This is a genomic window from Pseudomonas gingeri, assembly GCF_013386165.1.
Classification (GTDB): Bacteria; Pseudomonadota; Gammaproteobacteria; order Pseudomonadales; family Pseudomonadaceae; genus Aquipseudomonas; species Aquipseudomonas gingeri_C.
In genome coordinates, this window is record NZ_JACAOS010000003.1 from 56,335 (window position 1) to 79,254 (window position 22,920).

Annotated in this window: 6 protein-coding genes; 3 read left to right on the forward strand and 3 right to left on the reverse strand. The window is 60.7% G+C overall.

Translation table 11 applies throughout. From position 1 onward, the window contains the following. Positions 1-26: 26 nt before the first annotated feature. From HX866_RS04970 to HX866_RS04980, 3 genes are all read right to left on the reverse strand, one after another. Complete coding sequence (locus tag HX866_RS04970) at positions 27-10,268, reverse strand: non-ribosomal peptide synthetase (RefSeq protein ID WP_177138329.1); 10,242 nt, start codon at positions 10,266-10,268, stop codon at positions 27-29. Positions 10,269-10,433: 165 nt separating this feature from the next. Further along, positions 10,434-15,701, reverse strand: coding sequence for a non-ribosomal peptide synthetase (locus HX866_RS04975; RefSeq protein ID WP_177138331.1), 5,268 nt, complete (start codon positions 15,699-15,701; stop codon positions 10,434-10,436). 64 nt (positions 15,702-15,765) lie between these two features. After that, positions 15,766-16,716 carry a fatty acid desaturase gene (locus HX866_RS04980; protein ID WP_177138333.1) on the reverse strand — a complete coding sequence of 317 codons (951 nt, stop codon included), beginning with the start codon at positions 16,714-16,716 and terminating at the stop codon, positions 15,766-15,768. Between the two features lie 311 nt (positions 16,717-17,027). Between HX866_RS04980 and HX866_RS04985 the strand changes: the two genes are divergently transcribed. From HX866_RS04985 to HX866_RS04995, 3 genes are all read left to right on the forward strand, one after another. After that, complete coding sequence (locus tag HX866_RS04985) at positions 17,028-18,590, forward strand: amidase (RefSeq protein WP_371319219.1); 1,563 nt, start codon at positions 17,028-17,030, stop codon at positions 18,588-18,590. Between the two features lie 606 nt (positions 18,591-19,196). Continuing rightward, positions 19,197-21,374: a type I secretion system permease/ATPase gene (locus HX866_RS04990; protein WP_177138334.1), complete on the forward strand. Its 2,178-nt coding sequence runs from the start codon at positions 19,197-19,199 to the stop codon at positions 21,372-21,374. After that, positions 21,361-22,782 carry an HlyD family type I secretion periplasmic adaptor subunit gene (locus tag HX866_RS04995; RefSeq protein ID WP_177138336.1) on the forward strand — a complete coding sequence of 474 codons (1,422 nt, stop codon included), beginning with the start codon at positions 21,361-21,363 and terminating at the stop codon, positions 22,780-22,782. The genes HX866_RS04990 and HX866_RS04995 overlap by 14 nt, the downstream gene beginning before the upstream one ends. The last annotated feature ends 138 nt before the right edge of the window (positions 22,783-22,920 follow it).

Below are 22,920 nucleotides of genomic sequence, written 5' to 3' on the forward strand. Positions count from 1 at the left end.
TCAAACCATCTTGTTTGTTCGGTTTTTTAATTGAAAAACTTGCAGATATAGGGCGTGCCGGCTTCCAGAATGCTGTAGTGATCGGCCTTCAGTGCCTGGGTGATAAACGACTGTTTGCACCAGGGCTGCCATTGCTCTTGGAGTTCGGTGCTTTCTTCCGTGTGCAGTAATGTCAGGTTGCTGTTGATCCCGGTTTCAGGAAGATAGGTATCCAGGGCCTGTTGGTTGGCCTGGAAGACCTTCAGTCGGCGCATGAGTTGGTTGTCGTCCATGCTCTCCGGGATCAGGCCGATCCGCCGTGCCGCGGCGATGGCCAGACGGTCCCGGTCTGGATGCTCGACCAGTTGGTTCATCTCGCTGGCCGAGAACGGCAGGTTGACCGCGAGCGAACGGGCCATGTCCACCAGGTAGGCACCCAGCGGCCAGGCCTGCGCCGCGGTCTGGCGGCCCGGTGCAGGTGCGTCGACCAGCAGCAGCCGGTGTACTGGCAGGTCACGCATTTCAAGTTGGCGGGCCATCTCAAAGGCAATCACCCCACCCATCGACCAGCCACCCAGCAAGTAGGGGCCCGTGGGCTGAACCTGGAGCATTTCCTCGATGTAGGTCGCGGCCAGTTCTTGCAGGGTTTCGATGGCCCGGCCCCCGTCGTCAAGGCCTTTGGCCTGGAAGGCATGCACGCTCAGGTCGTCGGGCAACAACTGTGAAAGCTTGATATAGGGCGAGACCACCCCGCCGACGGCATGCACCAGGAACAGATGTTTGTGGGTGCCTTCCTTGAGCCGGATACGGGTCGAGTTACGCTCGCCCATCCCCAGGCTGATTTTCTCGATGAAGGTACTCAGGTCCGCCGACTCGAAGACGTCGCGCACGGAGGCCGCGAGCCCCAGTTCCCGATTGACCTGGTCGATCATTTTCATCGCCAGCAGCGAGTGCCCGCCTTTGTGGAAGAAGTTGTCGTCCAGGCCGATCACCTCGAGCTTCAGCGTTCGCGCCCAGATGGCGGCCACGCTTTTTTCAAGCGGCGTGCCTGGGGTGCGTTGTTGAGCAGGGGCGGGCTGAGCGCTGGTGACAGGCTGCGGGAGCGCGCGTCGGTCGACCTTGCCGTTCGACGTCAATGGCAGTTGCTCAAGGAACTGGAATGAGAGATCCGCCATATGGCTGGGCAGCGTCAGGGCCAGAAACGCTCTCAGTTGGGCGACATCCGGTTGTGCACCGGCAACGCCGACCAGGTAAGCCGTGAGGGTCGGGTTGTCCGGTTCACTGGCGTGCACACTGACCACCGCCTGGCTGATCTGCGGATGGGCGCACAGCTGCATTTCAATCTCGCCCAGTTCGACCCGGAACCCGCGCAGCTTGATCTGTTGGTCGTTGCGGCCCAGGTATTCGATATCGCCGCTGGGGCGGTAACGGGCGGTATCACCGGTCATGTACATGCGGCTGCCCGGTGTTCCATGGGGATCGGGCAGGAAGCGCTCGGCGGTCAGGTCCGCACGCTTCAGGTAACCCCGGGATAGTTGCACGCCGGCCAGGTAGAGATGTCCGGTTACGCCGACAGGAACGGGCTGCAGCGCATCGTCAAGAATGTAGGTCCGGGTGTTCGCCACCGGCCGGCCTATCGGTACGGCATGGTGGGTGTCATCGGGTTGGCAATGCCAATGGGTGACGTCGATCGCGGCCTCGGTCGGGCCATACAGGTTGTGCAGTTGCGTCGCCGGGTAGCGTTTGAAGAAATCATTCTGCACCGAGGTGGAAAGCGCCTCGCCGCTGCTGAAGAGGCGACGCAGGGAGTGGCTATGGCTGGCCCGGGTGCAGGCCATGTAGACGCTGAGCATCGAGGGCACGAAGTGCGCGGTGGTCACGCCTTCGCGTTCGATAAGGGCTTCCAGATAGGCGGGGTCCTTGTGCCCTTCGGGCTTGGCCATCAGCAGGCGAGCGCCCACGGACAGTGGCCAGAAGAATTCCCAGACCGACACGTCGAACGAAAACGGGGTCTTTTGCAGCACCCGGTCCGTGGCGTCCAGCGGGTAGGTGTCCTGCATCCAGAGGATTCGGTTGATGATCGCCTGGTGGCTGTTCAATGAGCCTTTCGGTTTGCCCGTCGAGCCCGAGGTGTAGATGCAGTAGGCCAGGCAAGCCGGGTCTGACGAGCGCTGGGGGTTGGTTTTCGGCTGGCGAGCAAACAGCGCGGCGTCCGCGTCCAGGCACAGGTTGTTGCTCTGTTGAAGCACGCTCCGGTCGATCAGGCTGCGTTGCGTCAGGGTCATGACCGGCGCGGCATCTTCGAGCATGTAGGCGATACGCTCGTCGGGGTAGTGCGGATCGATCGGGACATAGGCGCCGCCGGCTTTCAGGATCGCCAGCAGGCCGATGGTCATCTCCAGGCTGCGCTCGATGCAGATCGCAATGAGGTCGTCCGGCCTGACGCCGTGTTGAATCAGGTGATGGGCCAGCTGGTTGGCTTTTTCGTTGAGTTGCCGATAGCTGAGGTGTTGCCCTTCAAAGGTGACGGCGATGGCATTCGGGGTTTGCTCGACCTGTTCCTCGAACAGGTGGTGAAGCGCCGCCACGGGACGGAACGTCACCTCGGTGGCATTCCACTGCTCGAGAATCCGGGTTTTTTCCGACGCGCACAGCAGGTCCAGGGTCGCGACCGGCTTCTCGGTGTCGAGGACGGCCGATTCCGCCAGGGTTTGAAACTGTGTGGCCATGCGTTCGAGGGTGTCGGCGTCGAAGAGGTCGCAGTTGTATTCCCAGCGCAACTGGTAGCCCTGGGCCGACGGTGTCAGCTCCAGGCTCAGGTCGAACTTGGCCGTCGTGGCGCCAATGTCGAAACCGCGAATATCCACGCCAGGCAGCTGCAACGCTTCGGGCGCGGTGTTCTGCAGGATGAACATCACCTGGAACAGCGGCGAGCGGCTCATGTCCCGGGGAACCGCCAGGGCCTCGACGACTTTCTCGAACGGCAGCTCCTGCTGGGCGTAGGCGCTGAGGGTGGTGTTCCGGACCTGTTCCAGCAACTGGCGGAAGGTCGGGTTGCCCTCAAGCCGCGTGCGCAGGGCCAGGGTGTTGACGAACAGGCCGATCAAGGGCTCGACTTCGGTGCGGGTCCGATTGGCGATGGGCGTGCCGACGACGATGTCGTGTTGGCCGCTGTGGCGGCTCAGCAGCAGGTTGAACAGGGCCAGCAGGGTCATGAACGGCGTCGCGCCCAGGCGCTGGCTCAAGTTGTCGATCTGTCGGGACAGGCTTGGGTCCAGCGTCCGGCTGATCACCTGACCGCGATAGGTCTGGATCGCCGGGCGTGGCCGGTCGGTTGGCAGTTCAAGGCTGCTGGGGGCCTGCGCCAGTTGGCGGCGCCAGTAATCGGCCTGGGCCTTGAATACACTCGGGGCCTGGGACGCTCGTTGCCAGAGGGCATAGTCGCTGTACTGGATTTCCAAGGGCGGCAGGGGCGATGGCTGGCCCGTCGAGAAGGCTTGGTAGAGAGCCATGACCTCACGGCTGAGTACCGCGATCGACCAGCCATCGGCAATGATGTGATGCAGGGTAAACAGCAGGACGTGCTGCTGTTCGGCTACCCGCAGCAGTGATACCCGCAGCAGTGGTCCGTCTTCCAGGGAGAACAGTTGCTGCGCGTCCCTGCGTGCCTGATCCCGGGCCAGCGAAAGCGGCTGCGGGGCATGACGCAGATCGGTATAGGTCAGGGTGTCGGCGGCCTGAGGCTGAACGAAGCACTGCACCTGGCCGTCTTCGCCCAGGGCAAAGGTCGTGCGCAGAGGCTCGTGGCGGCGGATCAGTTCGTCCAGGCAGTGCTGCAGCACCGCCACGTCCAGCGGGCCGTTCAGTTCCAGGGCCAGTGGAATGTTGTAGGCCGTACTTGAGTGATCAAGGCGGTCGAGGAAGAACAGGCGTTCCTGGGCGAAGGACGCGGCTTTCACACCCGTGCCGCTGTCGGCGGCGGCGATTGCCGGCAGGGCCGCTGCCGGGTTTCTGTTCAGGCGCGGCAGCAGTTGCTCGATCGTCGGTGCTTCAAACAGGGTGCGCAGCGCCAGGTCGACGTTCAGTTGCTTGCGAATGCGCGAGACCACCTGGGTGGCGAGCAGGGAATGCCCGCCGAGTTCGAAGAAGTCATCGGTGATACCGACCCGGGGCAGGTTCAGGACATTGGCCCAGATAGTGGCGAGTTGCTGTTCACTGTCGTTGCGGGGGGCGACGTAGTGGTCTTCGAGGGCGTCGGCCTGCGGCTGTGGCAAGGAGCGCTTGTCGACTTTGCCGCTGGGGGTCAGGGGCAGGGAGTCGAGGATGACGAAGGCGGTCGGGACCATATAGTCCGGCAGCGTCCGTTTCAGATCCTCCTTGATGTCCGCGATCACCAGGGCACAAGCGCCTTTGGCAACCAGGTAGCCCACCAGCTTTTTCAGCCCCGGACGATCTTCCCTGACCACTGCGGCCGCAGCGGCTACCGTATCGATGGCCATCAGTGCCTGTTCGACCTCGGCCAACTCGATACGGAATCCGCGAATCTTGACCTGGTGGTCCGAGCGCCCCAGGTACTCGATATTGCCGTCGGTGAGGTAGCGCGCGACGTCACCGGTTTTGTACATCCGCGCCCCCGGCGTGTGGCCGTGGGGGTTGGGAATGAAGCGCTCGGCGGTAATGTCGGGGCGTTCCCAGTAGCAGCGGGCCAGGTGAATGCCGGCAATGTAGAGGTCGCCTCGCACGCCGACGGGCACCGGTTCCAGGCTGGCGTCGAGAACGTACATCTGCGAGTTGAACAGCGGTTTGCCAATCGGCGGCAGGGCCGGCCATTGCGCGGCGTCGCCACTGAGCCGGTAGCCGGTGACGAAGTGCGATTCCGTCGGGCCGTACTGGTTGTGCAGCAAGGCCCCGGGCAATTTCTGGAACAGCTCGACGACTTCCTGGGTGACTTGCAGTTGCTCTCCGCCGCAGACGATTTCCTTCAGGCAGGCCAACTGATCGAGATCCCTGGCCGCATCGGCAATGCCTTGCAGGGCGACGAAGGGGATGAACAGGCGGGCGATGTCCTGTTGCTGGATGAGTTCCAGCAGCAACACGGGGTCCCGGCGGGTTTCTTCGCTGACCATGACCAATGTGCCGCCGCTGGCCCAGGTGGAGAAGAACTCGTCGAAACTGACGTCGAAACTCAACGGCGAGAACTGCAAGGTGTTGTCGCCCTGGCCCAGGCGCGATTCGGTGAGTTGCCACTGGACCAGGTTGGTCAGCATTTCGTGGGTCAGGGCCGCGCCCTTGGGTTGGCCCGTCGACCCCGAGGTGTAGATGACATAACACAGGTCCAGCAGGTTCTGCGGCTGGGCCGGGTTTGACGAGGCTTCATCCCAGGCACTTGCGCACTGGTCCATGCAGACAATGGTGTTGCTGCAGCCGTCGACACGGGGAAGCAGCTCGGTCAGGGTGACGATCAGGTCGGCCCGGGCATCCTGGGCCATGAAGCGCAGGCGTTCGGTCGGATAGCTCGGGTCCATCGGCACGCACACGGCGCCGGCCTTGAGAATACCGAGAATCGCCACTGGCACGTGCATCGAGCGCTCCAGGCAGATCCCCACCAGGGTGCCCGGCCGGACGCCCGAGCGCTGCAAGTAGTGGGCGAACTGGTTGGAGCGTGCTTCCAGTTGCAGGTAGGTCATCGACTCGGTGCCGAACACCACGGCGGGCAAGCTGGCGCATTGCTCGCTCATTTCGCTGAACAACTGATGCACCGTCAGTGGCCGATAGGCGCGATGCGTTGCGTTCCAGTCGTGGACGATCCGTTGCTTTTCCTGCGCGGTGATCATCGGCAACAGCTGGATCGCTTGTTGCGCATTGCCCATGGCCGAGCGGGCGAGTGTTTCGAAGTGGCTGGCCATGCGCTCGAGGGTGTCGGCGTCGAACAGGTCGCAGTTGTATTCCCAGCGCATCTGGTAGCCCTGGGCCGATGGGGTCAGCTCCAGGCTCAGATCGAACTTGGCGGTGCTCGACTCGACCGCAAAGCTGCCGATCTCCAGGCCTGGCAGGGCCAATGCCTCGAGTGGGGTGTTCTGCAGGATGAACAGCACCTGGAACAGTGGCGAACGACTCATGTCCCGGGGGATGGCCAGGGCCTCGACGACCTTCTCGAACGGCAGTTCCTGATGGGCGTAGGCGCTCAGGGTGGTGTCGCGAACCTGCTCCAGCAGTTCGCTGAAGCTCGGGTTGCCCTCCAGGCGGGTGCGCAAGGCCAGGGTGTTGACGAACAGGCCGATCAGCGGCTCGACTTCGGGACGGGTCCGATTGGCGATCGGGGTGCCGATCACGATGTCCTGTTGGCCGCTGTAGCGGTTCAGGAGGACGTTGAACAGCGCCAGCAGGGTCATGAACGGTGTGGCGCCGAGGGTTTGGCTCAACGCGTCGATCTGTTCGGACAACGCTTTGTCCAGCGACCGGTTGATGACCTGGCCTCGGTAGGTCTGGATGGCCGGGCGCGGCCGATCGGTCGGCAGCTCCAGGGTGGTCGGCGCCTGGGCCAGGTGCTCGAGCCAATAGCTGATCTGCGTGTCGAACTCGAAGGGGGCCTGCCATTGGCGCTGCCAGAAGGCATAGTCGCTGTACTGGATTTCCAGTGGCGGCAGAGGCGATGCGTGGCCCTGGGCGAAGGCCTGGTAGAGGGCCATGAGTTCACGGGCGAGCACGGCGATCGACCAGCCGTCAGCGATGATGTGATGCAGGGTCAGCAGCAGGACCTGTTGCTGCTCGGCGATGTGCAGCAGCGACGCCCGCAACAACGGCCCTTCTTCCAGGGAAAACAGCTGTTGTGCTTCAGCCTGGGCCCAGGTCCTGGCGGTCAACAGTGGCGTGGCGTGATGACGCAGATCGCTGTAGACCAGATGACCGAGCGCCTCGGGGTGAACCCGGGCCAGGGGTTTTCCGTCCTCGTCCAGGGCGAACGTGGTGCGCAGTGACTCGTGGCGCCGGATAAGTTCATCCAGGCTCTTGTGCAGCAGCGCCACTTCCAGCGGGCCGTTCAGCTCAAGGGCGAGCGGGATGTTGTAGGCCGCGCTGGCGGGCTCGAAGTGATTCAGGAAGTACAGGCGCTCCTGGGCAAACGACAGCGGTTGGGGTTTGTCCGGCAGCGAATACGGGACGATCGGCGGGGCCTGGCGAACCGTCTCCGAGCCGAGGCTGTCGATCAGTTGGGCAATGGTCGGTGCTTCGAACAGTGCCCGTACCGAGAGATCGACCTGCAGGGTCTTGCGCAGCCGGGAGACCACCTGGGTGGCAAGTATCGAGTGCCCACCCAGCTCAAAGAAGTTATCGGTAATGCCGATGTTTTCCAGTTTGAGCACTTGCTGCCAGATGTCGGCAATAGCCTTTTCCATGGCCGTGCCGGGAAGCACGGCTTGTTCGCCTTGTGGCGTTACGCTGGGCGCCGGCAAGCGCTTGCGATCGATCTTTCCGTTGGGGGTCAGGGGCAATTGTTCGAGGACCACGAAGTGGTTCGGGATCATATAGCCGGGCAGGGTCTGCGCCAGGTGTTGGCGCAGTTGTGCCGGATCGGCCGAGTAGCGCTCGCCGACCAGCAGGTAAGCCACGATCTGCTGCTCGCCGGGCTGGTCTTCCCGGACAATCACCAGCCCTTGGCGAACCTCGGGGTAGCTGACCAGTTGTGTTTCGATTTCGCCCAGTTCGATGCGGAACCCACGGACCTTGACCTGATGGTCGATGCGTCCGAGGAATTCGATCTCGCCGCCAGGCAGCCACCTGGCCAGGTCGCCGGTTTTATACAGGCGTTCTCCCGACGCCGATCCATAGGGATCGGGCACGAACTTCTGTGCGGTCAGGTCGGCACGGTTGAGGTAACCACGGGTGACGCCTTCGCCGCCGATATGCAGCTCGCCCGGACTGCCCGTGGCACACAAGTGGGAACCTTCATCGAGGATCCGAAGCACGGTATTGGCGATCGGGTGGCCAATGGAACTGGTATCGGCCGTCACACGGCTGATGGCCGACCAGATGGTGGTTTCGGTCGGCCCATACATGTTCCAGAGCGAGTCGGTGCGTTGCAGCAGTTGGTGCGCCAGCGCCGGTGCCAGGGCCTCGCCACCACAGAGCACCTTGAGTGCCAGGGTGCTGGGCCAACCGGCTTCAAGCATCAACCAATAGGTCGAGGGTGTGGCCTGGATGAGGGTGACATTCTGGTGGAGGGCCAGCTTGATCAACGCCTGGCCATCGGCTGCGGCTTCACGCTCGGCCAGGACCAGGCTGGCGCCGTTGATTAGCGGCAGGAAAAGCTCGAGGACGCTGATATCGAACGAGATGGAAGTCACCGCCAGCAGCCGGTCCTGGGCGCTGATGCCGGGTTGTGCGGTCATCGAGAGCAGGAAGTTGACGACTGCCCGATGAGGCACCTGGACACCCTTCGGCAAACCGGTGGAACCCGAGGTGTAAATCACGTAGGCGGTGTTCAGGGCGGCGACGGGATAGCGGACGGCGGAGGCGATAGTGTCGGGCTCAGCGTCATCGAGCAGGACAATGTGCAGCGCTTCGTCGCTGAACGCTTCGGCGTAGGGGCGTTCGCTGAGCAGTACCTGGGCGCGGGAATCCTGGAGCATATGCAGCAGCCGGGCATGGGGGTAGGCGGGGTCCATCGGCACATAGGTTGCGCCGGCCATCCAGGTTCCGAGCAACGCCGCGACCATGCCGATCGAGCGGTCGAGGCAGACCGCCACGCAGGTCTCGGGACCGGCGCCCAACGCCACCAACCGCGCCGCGATGCTCCGTGCCTGTTGCTCAAGCTGGCGGTAGCTGACCTGTTGCCCGGCGCAGAGAATCGCGGTGGCGTCAGGGGTCAGTTGTACCTGGGCGAGGAACAGGTCGTGCACGCATTGATCGGCGTTGAGCGGGGCCGCCAATGTCGGGGCGGGCATCAGTCGCGACAGCCGCTCTTCCTGGGGCAATAGCTCAAGTTCGCCGATACGGGTGCCGGCGTCGGCGACGATGGACTCCAGCAACACGCGGTAGTAGCCGCTCAGACGCTCGATGGTGTCCTGGTCATAGAGCGCGGTCCGGTATTCGAAGAAGCCTTCCAGCAGGCCCTGGCGGGTGTTCATTTCGAGCGACAGGTCGAACTTGGCAAAACGACTGTTCTGCGCCAGCGCACTGGCGGTCGTTCCGCTGAGCGTCAAGGCCTCGGCGACGTCCTGGCTGAAGAAGGAAAACAGGACCTGGAAGATCGGCGAGTGGTTGAGCTCCCGGGCCGGACGCAGCGCCTCCACCAGTCGTTCGAAAGGGATGTCCTGGTTCAGGTCTGAATCGAGCAGTGTCGCCTGGGCCTGTTGCAGGTAGTCGGCAAACGGCTGTTCTGCGCGCATCTGGCTGCGCAGTACCAGGGTGTTGACGAAGAAGCCGATCAGCGGCTGGATTTCCGCGCGATTGCGATTGGCGACCGGGTAACCGATGCTGATATCGGGCTGATTGCCCAGGCGGAACAGCAGCGTATTGAAAGCACAGATCAACGTCGTGAACAGGGTCGTGTGGTGACGTTGGCTGAGTTGCTGGAGTTGTGTGCCCAACTCGGCGGGAAGGCTGAAATGGACACGGTTGCCGCGGTAGTCGAGTCGCGGCGGGCGAGGGCGGTCGGTCGGCAGTTCGAGGACGCTCGGGGCATCCTTGAGCTGGGTTTCCCAGTAGTCCAGTTGTGGTTGCAGCACCTCGCCTTGCAACCATTCCCGTTGCCAGACGGCGTAGTCGGCGTAGTGCACCTCAAGTGCTTGCAAGGCCGGCGCGATGGCGTGCACTTCGGCGTTGTAGAGGCTGCTCAGCTCCTTCAGCAACACCGCCATGGACCAACCATCGGCCACGATATGGTGCAGGGTCAGCAGCAGAATGTGCTCGTCGCAGGCTACGTTGATTGCCGTGGCGCGAATCAGCGGCGCGTGGGTCAGATCGAAGGGTTTGGCCGCCTCTTCATCCATGAAGTGTTGCAGCGTGGTGTTCTGTTCGAGGAGTGCCGCCAGCTCGACCGTCTGGATCTGCAAGGGCGCCTTGCGGGCGATCACTTGTACGGGCAGGTCGTTATCCACGGAGAAAGTGGTGCGCAGCGCTTCATGTCGCTGGACGATGGCGTTGAGGCTGCGTTCCAGGACATCGAGCCGTAGCACGCCCTTGATCCGGCAGGCCGCCGGAATGTTGTACAGGCCCGTGCCGGGTTCATATTGCTCAAGGAACCACAGGCGTTGTTGAGCAAAGGAGGTGCTGAATTGATCGGCTGACATGACTCGAACTCTCTTCTGATTCCTTGTTCAGGGTTTTTCGGGTCTTGATCCGGCGCTTCGCGCGGCGACATGCATCAAGAACAATCGAACCTGAACCAGGGGCACTAGGGCATGCTTTTTAAGGGGTGGTGCCGACCGGTGATCGGCACTACGCGGGTCGGGCATTCACTCAACCGTCTGGTTTCGCGCCAGCCGCTTTATCGGGGGGAGCGAGGCCCGTGGCATTCGGCTCGCCTGGTCCACATACACCGCCATGGCCGCGATCGTTGGCGACTCGAACAACAATTTCAGCGGTGGGCTGACCGAAAAGATCTCCTGGGTCCTGGCGAGAATCTGGGTGGCCAGCAAGGAGTGCCCACCCAGTTCGAAGAAGCTGCTGTTGATGCCGATTCGCGGGACCTTCAGCGTCTCTTGCCAGAGGGCGACGAGGGTTTTTTCGGTGGCGGTGGTCGGCGCCAGGTAGTCCTCGGTCGGCGTAATGGCGTGGTGCACGTGGGGCGGCAACGCCTGCCGATCGATCTTGCCGTTGGCACTTAGCGGTAATGCCTCGAGGCCGACGAAAAAGCTCGGCAGCATGTAGTCGGGCAGCACTTTGCCGAGCTGTTGGCGCAGCTGCGCGTGATTGATTTTACCGGTATGGGAGGCAATGAAGGCCACCAGGCACAGGCCGCCAAAGGCATCGTCCCTTGGCACGACAACGGCTTCGCGCACCCCCGGGCACTGCAGCAAGGCGTTTTCGATCTCACCCAGCTCGATGCGGAAACCGCGGATCTTGATTTGATGATCGATGCGTCCCAGGTACTGGATATCGCCCGACGGCAGGTAACGGCCGCGATCCCCGGTGAGGTACATCCGCCGCCCGTTGCTGTCGTATGGGTCCGGGATAAAGCGTTCCGCGGTCAGGTCGGGCCGCCCGAGATAACCACGGGCAAGCTGGACACCGGCAATGTAGAGATCGCCGATGACCCCGACGGGGACGGGCTGCAGGGCCTCATCCAGAATGTACAGCCGCGTATTGGCCACCGGACGGCCGATGGGCACGAGGGGGTGACGGTAGCCAGGCTGGCATTCCCAGTAGGTGACGTCCACGGCCGCTTCGGTCGGACCGTACAGGTTGTGTAGCCGGGTCTGCGGAAAACGCTCGAGGAATTGATTGGCCACGGCGACCGGCAGGGCTTCACCACTGCTGAACACCTGGCGCAGCGAGTCGCTGGACGGCGCTGTCCCGGACTGGAGGAAGGCTTGCAGCATCGAAGGCACGAAGTGCGCGGTGGTCACCCCCTGCTGGCGGATGATGTCCTGCAGATAGGTCGGGTCCTTGTGCCCTTCGGGTTTGCAGATGACCAGTCGGGCACCCTGGAGCAGGGGCCAGAAGAACTCCCAGACCGACACGTCGAAGGAGAAGGGGGTCTTTTGCAATACGCGGTCATCGCTCGATAACCCGTACTGCTCTTGCATCCACTGCAAGCGGTTGACCACGGCTCCATGGGCGTTCATCACGCCTTTCGGACGGCCTGTGGAACCGGAGGTGTAAATGCAGTAGGCCAGGCAGTCGGTATCGCCGATATCCAGGTTGTGCGACGGATGCCGGGCGATCTCGGGCTGTTCGGTATCGAGCCAGAGGGTCGGCACCGCGTGTTCAGGCAGGCAGTGGCGCATGTTCTCCTGGGAGACCAGTACGTCAGGTTTCGAGTCTTCGAGCATGTACGCCAGGCGTTCGACCGGGTAGCTGGGATCCAGGGGGACGTAGGCGCCTCCCGCCTTGAGGATGGCCAGGAGCGCAATAACCATCTGCGGGCTGCGTTCGATGCACAGGGCAACCCGCGAGTCGGGTTTGACGCCATGGCCGTGCAGGTGACGGGCCAGTTGGTTGGCTTGGGCATTGAGTTGCGCGTAACTCAGTGGCTGCTCCTCGAAGACCAGCGCGATGGCCTCGGGAGTGCGCTCAACCTGTTGTTGGAACAGTCCGTGCAGCGTCTGCCCGGTGGGAAAATCCCGCTCGGTGTCGTTCCACTGGGTGGTCAGCTGTTGGCGCTCGGCGTCTTGCAGCAGGGGCAGGGTCCTGACCGGCAGCTGTGGCTGGGCCGTCGCCCCGTCGAGCAACATGAGGAAGTGATTCATCATCCGGTCAATGGTCGAGGCGGCGTACAGCGCCTTGTTGTACTCGAACGCAATGGCCAGGTTTGCCGTCGCCGCGTGCACTTCCACTTTCAACTCGAAAGCTGCGTGGTGGACGCTGTTCGGATGATGGCCGGCAAGGCTGATACCGCTGTTTGACGGTAATCCAGGACGCTGTTTGGGCTCGGCTATTTCATTGTGGAAATTCATCACGAGCTGGGCGTAAGGCGTGCCGCTGGTCTGCCTTGGCGGGGCCAGGTGCTTGAGGATCAACTCGAAAGGAATCTGCCGGTCATAGGTCGTCAGCAACTGCTGGGCCGTGGTTTTCAGCAGGTTGCTGAAAGCCTCGTCACCCTGGATATGGCTGTGCAACGGCACCACGTTGATGAAGTTGCCGACCAGACCTTCGGTCCCCTCCGGGCGGTTCGCTGACATCACGCCGATGCACAGGTCCTCCTGGCCGGTCATGCGCTGCAGGAGGACATTCATGGCCGTCACCATGACCATGAACAGCGTGGCGTCATGGGCGCGGGCGAATGTTTCGAGCTGCCTGGCCAGGGGCTGCGGCACCACCATTTTGCGCACGTCGCCTTCCTGGCCGGTGCTCGCATGGCGTGGAAAGTCGGTCTGCAGGTCCAGTGACGTCGGGGCGTTGGCCAGGTGTGCCTGCCAGAACGCCAGTTGCTCCTCAAGCCACGGGCCCGTGAGGTGCTGTTGCTCCCACCGGGTGTAATCGGCGTATTCGATGGGCAGTGCCGGCAGCGGGGAGGGGCGACCCTGTACCAGGGCGTCATAGAGGGCTGAAAAGTCGCGTTGCAGCACATTGCTCGACCAGCCATCGCAAATAATATGGTGCAGGGTCAGCAGCAGGACATGGCGCTGTGGGGCGCTTTGCAGCAAGCGGGCGCGAATCAGTGGCCCTTGTGCCAGGTTGAACGGCTGATAGGCCTCTTGCCGTATGGCCTGGGCGATTTCAATGGTTGCGTGGTCGCCCAGCGGGCTGAAGTCGACCCGGGTCACCGGGATTTCCAGGGTCGCCAGGATCGTCTGTTGAAGCACGCCGCCTTCGCTGTTGAAGCGGGTACGTAAAGGCGCGTGGCGCGCGACCATCAGGTTCAGGACCTGCTGGACAATCTCCACGTCCAGCGGCCCGTCGATGGTCAGTGCCAGGGGCAACGAATAGAACGGATTGTCCGGTTGGTACTGGTCGAGAAACCAGAAGCGTTGTTGCGCATAAGACAGTGGTAACGGGCCCTGGCTTGTCGAGCGGGCAATGGCCGGCAGGGCTTGGCCCGATGGGGCTTTCGCGTTGGCGATTTCACCTGCCAGGGTGCGCAGGGTCGGCGAGTGGAAGAGGCTGCTCAGCGCGAGTTCGACGTTGAAGCGCTTGCGCACCTCCATCATCATCTGCGTGGCCAGCAGTGAATGCCCGCCCAGCAGGAAAAAACTGTCGGTACTGGAAATGTCCTCTCGATCCAGCGTGGACTGCCAGATCGACAACAGCTGCGCCTCTATTTCCCCGTGGCGCGGATTGTCCTGGAGGTCCGGCTGATGCGTTTCGTCGTCCCGGCTCCAGGACCAGATGGTCTTCAACTCTGCGGCTTCGAACAGCTGCCGGCAGCGGGTGCGCTGGAGCTTGCCGCTGGAGGTCCTGGGGATCGCCCCGGTCTTGACCAGCAGCACGGCGGACAGGTCGAAGATTTCATGGCGATCGGCCAATTCGGCCCTCAGGCGGGGAAGCAGGCTGTCGGTGTCGACCTGTTGTCGCGACTCCAGCTCCTGCACGATCACCAGGTGACTGATCTCGCCGTCCTCGATGGAGAAGGCGGCACAGCCGTTGGCGCGAAATGCCGGGTCGAGGGCTTCGACCGTCATCTCGACATCCTGGGGGTAGATATTGCGGCCGCTGAAGATCATGACTTCCTTGAGCCGGCCGGTGATATAGAGGTCGCCGTCGCTGATGAAGCCCAGGTCGCCGGTACGGAACCAGCGGCTTTCCTCGCCCTCGGCCTGGGTATGGAACACGCGACTCTCTTCTTCCCGTTGCCAATAACTCATGGCAGTCGATGGTCCGCTTATCCAGACTTCACCCACCTGCTCCGCAGCGAGCCGCAGCGCTTGCTGCGGATGGAAAATTCCGACCTGATGATCGCCGGTGAACTCGGTGCCCGTGGCCACGATTTCTACCGCGTCAGCGGCATGCAGTTGCGGTTTGACCTGGCCACCCTCCAGCGCACTTTTGCTCAGGCTGCGGACACGAGGCAGCTGTCCGACAGGGGTCTGCATATTGGCGGTCACCAACAACACCGACTCCGCCATGCCGTAAGCCGGGACCATGGCGTGAGGCTGCAAGCCACAGCCGGAAAATGCCTCGACGAACGACTTCAGGGTGGCCGGGCGGATACGCTCCGCGCCATTGACGGCGATCTCCAGCGAGCTGAGGTCGAGGGATTGTTTCTGTTCTTCGGTGATGCGCTGCACGCAGAGCTGAAAGGCGAAATTGGGGCCGCCGGTGATCCGCGCGCGGTAGTCGGAGATCAATTTCAACCAGCGGTAAGGGCGCATGACAAACGCCGCCGGAGGGAATTGCACGCAATGGCTGGCCATGTAGACCGGCAGGATGATCGCGCCGATCAGGCCGAAATCGTGATGGGAGGGCAGCCAGGAGACAAAGACGTCCTGCTCGCGTATCCGGTAGGTCTGTTTCGACAGCTCGACATTCGCCAGCAGGTTGGCGTGGCTGACCATCACCCCTTTCGGTGCGCCGGTCGATCCCGAGGTGTACTGCAGGAACACGATATCGCTGGCAACGGTTGCCGGACAGTGCCACTGGGCGCTGGCATCCTCCAGGGTGTCGCTGGCCAGCCAGGTGAGATTGTTCAGCGGGTTGTCCGTCTCACTGGCCGCGGCCATGCGTTCGAGCCCGGTCAATACGCTATCGACCGTCAAGGCTACGGCCGGCTGAGAGTCCAATGCCAGCAGATGCAGTCGAGGCAATGTCTTGGCGTTGGCCGGTGACAGGGCCGGCACGGCAATGACCCCGGCATAGACACAGGCGTAGAAGGCGATGGTGTATTCCATGCACGGTGGGTACACCAGCAGCACCCGGTCACCGGGCTGGGTATGGCGTTGCAGGTGGGCCGCCAGGCTACGGGCTTTCTGATCCAGTTGAGCGAAGGTCAGGCTATCGCTGACCGACTCGCCGTCAGCCAGGTAAGTGAAGGCCAGGCGTCCAGCGCTTTCCGAGCGTTGCGCCGCTCTATACCGGACAACTTCCAGGAACGTATTAAAGTGTTGCGTGGTGGGCTTATTCATTTGACGGCTCTAAAGAATTCGCGGTGTTGTTGGCGGCAGCGGGTTCCTGCTGAACGGCAATGCTTCAGGACGAAGCATCGGCCGTACTTTCCTTGCTGAGCTGGACTGCGCGCTCTGGAAACATCAAGGGCGAATTGAAGTAGTGCGAATAAGGCACGGTGTGACGGTCGCTGGGTAACTCTTTGGTCAATGCTGGAAGTTTCAGCCAATGCAGGCCGGGTTTGTAGTGATGCTCCTGGTGATAACCCAGGTTGAAGGTCAGCAAGTTGTAGAGTGTTCCATAACAACTGACGGAGTCGCGTTTCGGGTCATAGGGGTCTGTTGCGCCCCAGTGTTGAAAATAGTTTTCCCCTTGTCTGAGGCTGTCGATGAGGTAAGTGACCGGGATGAAGTAAAAGAAGAAAAATTGCCAGTCAATCAGGCACAGGATCAGGCGGAACAGAAACCACGCGGCCAGGTCGTATTTCGCCGCCTTCAGCTTCGAGGGTTCCAGCAGTTTCTTTAACGCACGGGTCGCCAACTCCGGATCATCCGGTGAGGCCAGGGCCGCGACGCGTTCGATGGGCCAGTATTTAAGCAGCACCAACAAGGTGAAGTACTTCAGTCCCAGGGATTCGAAGATGAACAGGCCGAAGCTGATGAGCTGTTTGGTGAAGGGGCGCTTCAGGCCGAGGATTGCCAGAATGGACTTGTCATTCCATGACTGATGCGTGGCGTGGTGGATACCGTGGCCGATGTTATAGGGGGTTTTAGGCGCTTCGGTCATGGAGAAGCCCATGCGCACCAGCGTATTCATCCAGCGGATACGAAAGAACGGCGTGTGGTAATGATTGTGGTTGGCTCCGGCGTTCTGTAATGACAGGGCAAACAGGACCGGGATCATGCCGAGCAGGGCAAGCAACGACAGGCTTTGATAGTTATAGGCCAGTATGGAGTAAACACTGATCTGGAAAGGAATCACCAGGCAACATGCAATATCCCAGCGGGAATACCTGAATACTTTACTTTGAAGCATGTCCACTCCTTGTGTGACGTTCTTCTGCAGGATGACGCTCTCCCGGATAAACCAGGTTGAGGGAAGGCGGTATTTTGCGAAGGTGTGTTCCAGCCAGGTACCGTTGCAGCTTCGGTTTGCCGAGCCTTTGATTTTTATGGGTGCATCGATAAGAGGGGCGTGTCGATGACGAATTTTGTGGAACTATTATCTGTTTCTCCGTGAGAGGTTTTTTGCTTTTTTCGAGGTCTGCAGTGGCGTTTTAGAAGGTTTTTTTCTTTTTTGTGCGGTTAATCGGAGAAAAAATTCTCAGTGCTCACCGGGCCCTTTCTGTGCAGCGGTTCCGCGGTGTTGATCGCGGTGATGGCACTGCCGGGGCATTCGATTTCCAGGCTACGAATCGAAAGCGTTTTCCCTTAGTCTGCAGGCCGTTCAATGGAAGGGTTTTAATAATGGATTTTGACTCGCTGAGCATTCCCGGTATGGCCCAGGCCATTGCTTCGGGGAAAACAACCAGTCGACAACTTGTCGCGTTTTATCTGGGCCGAATTGCTGAAAACAATCAAAGGATCAATGCCATTGTCCAGCAGCCGGAGGTGGCTCAACTGCTCGAACAGGCGGATGAGGCCGATCGCCGGGTAGCGGCGAAGCTTGCGCTGGGGCCTTTGCATGGTGTGCCGATCACCATCAAGGATGTCTGTCATGTCGAGGGCTTCAAGATGTCCTGCGGCATGCCCGAGTGGCATGGGCCGGCCAGCGTGAGCGATGCCACGGTTGTTCAGCGCTTGCGTCAGGCCGGTGCGCTGATCCTGGGGATTACCAATGTGCCCGAGCTGTGCATGTCCTTTGAAACGGAAAACTTCCTGTATGGGCGCACGCGTAATCCCTTCGATCTTTCCAGGACGCCCGGGGGCAGTAGCGGAGGGGAAGCGGCGGCCATCGCCGCTGGTTGCAGCCCCGGCGGCCTGGGTTCGGATGCTGGCGGAAGCTTGCGCATACCGGCGCATTTCAACGGGATTTGCGGGCTCAAGCTGACCCAGGGGCGCGTGCCGTTGACCGGCCAGTATCCGGTGGAGCGCGCGGGGCTTATCCACATGACCTCGGCCTACGGTGTCATGGGCCGCTACGTCGATGACATCAAGACCCTGGGCTACCTGATCGCAGGGTCCGATGGTCATGATCCGGACACCGTCGATGTGCCGTTCGGGGATGATCTGGCTATCGGCCAGCTCAGGGTCGCGATGTTTCATGAACTGCCGGGCGTGGCGGTCAGGCCCTCTGTGCTCGACGCGATGCACAAGGTCGCGGGGTTGCTGGAACCGGTTGTCCGCAGTGTGAGCCAGGCTTGCCCGGAAGGCATGGAACTGGCCTGTGACAGCTTGTGGAATATTTTCCTGTCCGGCGGTGATGCGGGCAGGGCGTGGGACAAGTTCCTTCCCGGTCTGGGGCGCGATCAGCTGTCACCTTGCCTGGAGGGGCTGGTGCAAGCGAGCCGGGCGACGGAGTTGAGTGTCGATCAGTTCAAAGGTGACCTGGCTTATATCAATACCTTTCGCCGTGGTCTGAGCGGGTTCTTCAGGAAGCATGATGTATTGATCTGCCCTGTTTTCCCTGATGTGGCGTTTAAGCCGGGCGAGTCGCTAGATGGGCGCGCACGTTATTCCTACGTGTTTCCCTTCAGCCTTTCCGGTTCGCCGGCGGTGGTGTTGCCAGTGGGTTTTGATCCGGACCTTGGGTTACCGATCGGCATTCAGATTGTCGGGCCGCACTGGAAAGAGGAGCGTCTTCTGGCGCTGGCCAAGGTGCTTGAGAGCAGGCTGGCGGGGTGGCAGCGGGCGATTCCTGATGAGGAGCCTGCGGATCATGAGGATCACGCGTGCATGAGCCGAGCCTGATAGTTACTTGAGGCGCAGGCCTGTTCCGTTTGGAGCGGGTCTTCGCTTGTTCGGCTGACCCTTCCTGATGCGTACTGATACGGATTTGTGAGTGGGCGATGAGCAATGCTGAACGAATGCTGAACGGGTTTGAGGTTGCCGAATCCGGGTTGGGTAAAGCGAGAGGCGTTTCCTGCTTTTTGGGAGAGCTTTACAGGCATGTAAGGTAGAGGTGTTTGGCTTGATTGTGTCGGTATAGATACCAATTGATTCAATCCAGACAAGAGCTGCAGCCACTGAGGTGTATAGCTTGTTTAGCCAGCTGAGCCAGCTCAGTGCATCGATTTGTATTTTTTTATTTGTTTTTTGGTACAAATATAGACCCCGAAATTTTTGACTTCTAGTTAAGTTTTTCAAACGAAAACAATGCTTCTTCTTGGCGATGAGAGGTGCTAGTCTTTTGATGGCTTTTTGATATCCGTCTTAGTTGGTATCAAGTTGAAGTTCTTATTAAGTCTGGCTTATTGATCGCAGCGCTTTTTAATGTATTAACCTTCTCAAGGTTGGTTCGTCGTGCCTGTCATTGCACGGTGTACTTCCATCTTTCGTTAATGCCGTTGAGTTGACATGTCTGATCGTAACGCAAGGAGCAGCGTTTCGCCCGAAACGCGAGCACACACAGGAAGTGAAGACAGTGGCATTGCCTCACTCGTCGTCATCGCCCAACTTTCGGGTGTCGCCGTCAGCGCGGAACGCCTCAGGCATCTTTCAGGGCTGTCCCGGCCTATTGATGCACTGACGCTGGTGCGCCTGGCCCGGCAGGTCACGCTCAAGGCCCGCTCGACCACGAGCCAGATCAGTCGCTTGGCACAGACACCACTCCCCGCAATCGCCGAACTTCGCGACGGACGCTTTCTGGTCCTGGCCAAGTGCGCGAATGACAATGTCTTGCTGCACGATGAAGTGCAGCAACGGACCTTTCAAATCACCCTGGCTGAATTTGAACAAGTCTGGTCCGGTCGTTTGATTCTGGTCACTTCGCGTGCCGTTCTCGCCCAAGGCGGCGGCAAGTTTGATATGTCGTGGTTTATTCCTTCGATTGTCAAATACCGCAAGCAGTTTATGGAAGTGTTGGCCGGCTCGTTTTTCCTGCAGCTATTTGGCCTGGTCTCGCCCTTATTCATGCAGGTCGTGATTGATAAAGTGCTGGTGCACAAATCAATGTCGACTCTGGATGTGTTGGCGTTCGGCCTGATTACCATTTCAGTGTTCGAAGCCTTGTTGGGTGGGCTGCGCACCTACGTCTTCAGTCATACGACCAACCGGGTCGATGTCGAACTGGGCGCGCGTTTGTTCAACCATTTGCTGGGGTTGCCGCTGGCGTACTTCCAGGCCCGGCGAGTGGGCGACAGCGTGGCACGGGTCCGTGAGCTGGAAAATATCCGCAACTTCCTCACCGGTAACGCGTTGACGGTGGCCATGGATATGTTTTTCACCCTGGTGTTCTTCGCGGTGATGTTGACCTATTCGCCCTTGTTGACCTTGATCGTCTTTATCTCGCTGCCGTGCTACATCGCCTTGTCGGTTCTCGTCACACCGGTGCTTAAAGCCCGGCTCGATGAAAAATTCCGTCGTAGTTCGGAAAACCAGTCGTTCCTGGTGGAGTCCGTGACGGGCATCGAGACCATCAAGTCGATGGCGGTCGAGCCCTTGATGCAGCGGCGTTGGGAAGAACAGCTGGCGGCCTATGTTTCCAGCGCCTTCAAGGCCTCCAACCTTTCCAGCTCAGCCAATCAGGTGGCCTCCCTGATCAGCAAACTCACCACGGCGGCCTTGCTGTGGTTCGGCGCCCGGTTGGTGATTGGGGGCGATCTCTCGGTCGGCGAGTTGATTGCCTTCAATATGTTGTCAGGACGCGTGAGTGGCCCGGTCCTTCGCCTGGCGCAACTGTGGCAAGACTTCCAACAGGTGCGGCTGTCGATGGACCGCCTGGGCGATATCCTCGATAACCGAGCCGAATCCGGTGTTTCCGCCGGGCAAGCTTCGATGCCGCCGGTCAAGGGTGAAGTGGTGTTCGACCGGGTGGTGTTCCGTTACCGTGCCGACGGCCCCGAGATCCTGCGCGGTCTGTCGTTGACGGCCGAAGCGGGGAGTGTCATCGGCATTGTCGGTCCCTCCGGGTCCGGTAAAAGTACCCTGACCAAGCTCATCCAGCGCCTCTATTCGCCCGAGCGCGGGCGGGTGCTGATTGACGGTATGGATTTGTCGGTGCTCGATCCTGCTTCGCTACGGCGCCAAATCGGTGTGGTCCTGCAAGAGAACATGCTGTTCAAAGGCACGGTGCGCGACAACATCGCCTTTGCCTCACCTGGGATGCACTTTGATCAGGTGGTTGAAGCCGCGGAGTTGGCCGGCGCCCATGAGTTCATCCTGGAGCTGCCACAGGGTTACGACACGGAACTGGGGGAGCGCGGGAATGGTTTGTCGGGTGGTCAGCGGCAACGCATCGCCATTGCCCGGGCCCTGGTGACCAATCCGAAGATCCTGATTTTCGACGAGGCTACTTCGGCGCTGGATGCGGAGTCGGAGTCCATCATCCACGGCAACATGCACAAGATCTGCAAGGATCGCACGGTGTTCATCATTGCCCACCGCTTGTCCGCGGTCAGAATCGCCCAGCGGATTATCACGGTCGAGAAAGGCACCATCGTCGAAGAAGGCAGCCACGACGAACTGCTGCAGCAGGACGGGCGTTATGCCTCGCTGTGGCGTCATCAGACGGGGCATCTGCATGTCGCTGCTTGATCGCTGGTTCCCCCGACTGCGGCATTACCGCGACATTGCCCGCGCTGCGCTCGATGCTGAAAAAGCCCAGGGCAATCCGCTGCAACGGCAGCGCGACGAGGTTGAGTTCTTGCCGGCGGCGCTGGAGGTACTGGAAACCCCCGCGTCCCCGGTGGGGCGTGGCCTGATGTGGGCGTTGATGCTGTTGTTCGCGATTGCCTTGGTTTGGTCGACCATCGGCAAGCTCGATGTGGTCGCGGTGGCGGAGGGCAAGGTCGTCCCTAACGGCAAGAGCAAAACCATCCAGCCGCTGGAGGCCGGTATCGTCAAGGCGATCCTGGTGGATAACGGCCAGCATGTGACTCAAGGCCAGGCGTTGATTGAGCTGGACCCGACCGAGGTGACTGCGGATGTCGGCAAGTCGAGGACCGCGCGGGTCGACGCAATGCTGACGATCAACCGTGCCCAGGCCTTGCTGGATGCACAAACCGCCAATCGGGCACCCACCGTCAAAGCGGTTCCGGACGCTACGGAGGATCGGCAGCGGGATACCCAACGTTTCGCTGAAAGTGCGTTTTACGAACACCGCAGCAAAGTCACCAGCTTGCGTTCGGAGCTGCAGAAGCGCGTGCAGGAGCTGCAAACCACCCAGCACAAAATCAGCAGCCTGCAGCAGACCTTACCGATGACCCGCGCCGAAGAGGAGGACTACCAGACCTTGCTCCAGCAAAGCTATGTGCCGCGCCATGCCTACCTGGAAAAGGAGCAGGCACGGATTCAGCAAGAGCAGGAGCTGGCCGGGCAGCAGAGTTATGCCAAGGAATTGCAGGCCACGATTCAGGAGCAGCGCGACGATATCGACACCGCTATTGCGCAATTTCGTCGTGAACAACTCGACGCGCTCAATCAGGCGCAACAGCAGTTGGCCCAGGATCAGGGCGATGAAACCAAGTTCCAACAACGGCAGTGGCAAACCCATTTGACCGCACCGGTGGGCGGTACTGTGCAGGAACTGGCGGTGCATACGATTGGCGGGGTGGTCACTCCGGCGCAGGCGTTGTTGGTGATTGTGCCGGACGACGTCGGGCTGGAAATTGAAGCGCAGATTCTCAACCGGGATATCGGTTTTGTTCGGCCCGGGCAGGATGCGGAAATCAAGCTGGATGCGTTTCCGTATACCCACTACGGCACGATCGCGGGCAAGGTCATGTCGATTTCGCAGGATGCGGTTAAGGATGACAAGTTAGGGTTGGTTTATCCGGCAAGAATTCAGCTCGGCGCGCATGTGATTGTGGCGGATGGTAAGGATGTTCAGTTGGAGCCGGGCATGTCGAGTTCAGTGGAGATCAAGACTGAGCAGCGGCGGATTATTGAGTATTTGTTGACGCCGTTGTTGAAGTATCAGAGTGAGGCGTTGAGGGAGCGGTGAATTTTTAATGGCGGGGAATGCAGCTCCTAGTGTAGTGGTATGGGTTTGGTAAGTTTTAGGTTGGAGGTGTTTATAAGGGAGGAGTATGGTTGTGAAGTGTTATTTTTCAAGAATTTTCTTGTTGGTAGTTTTACAATC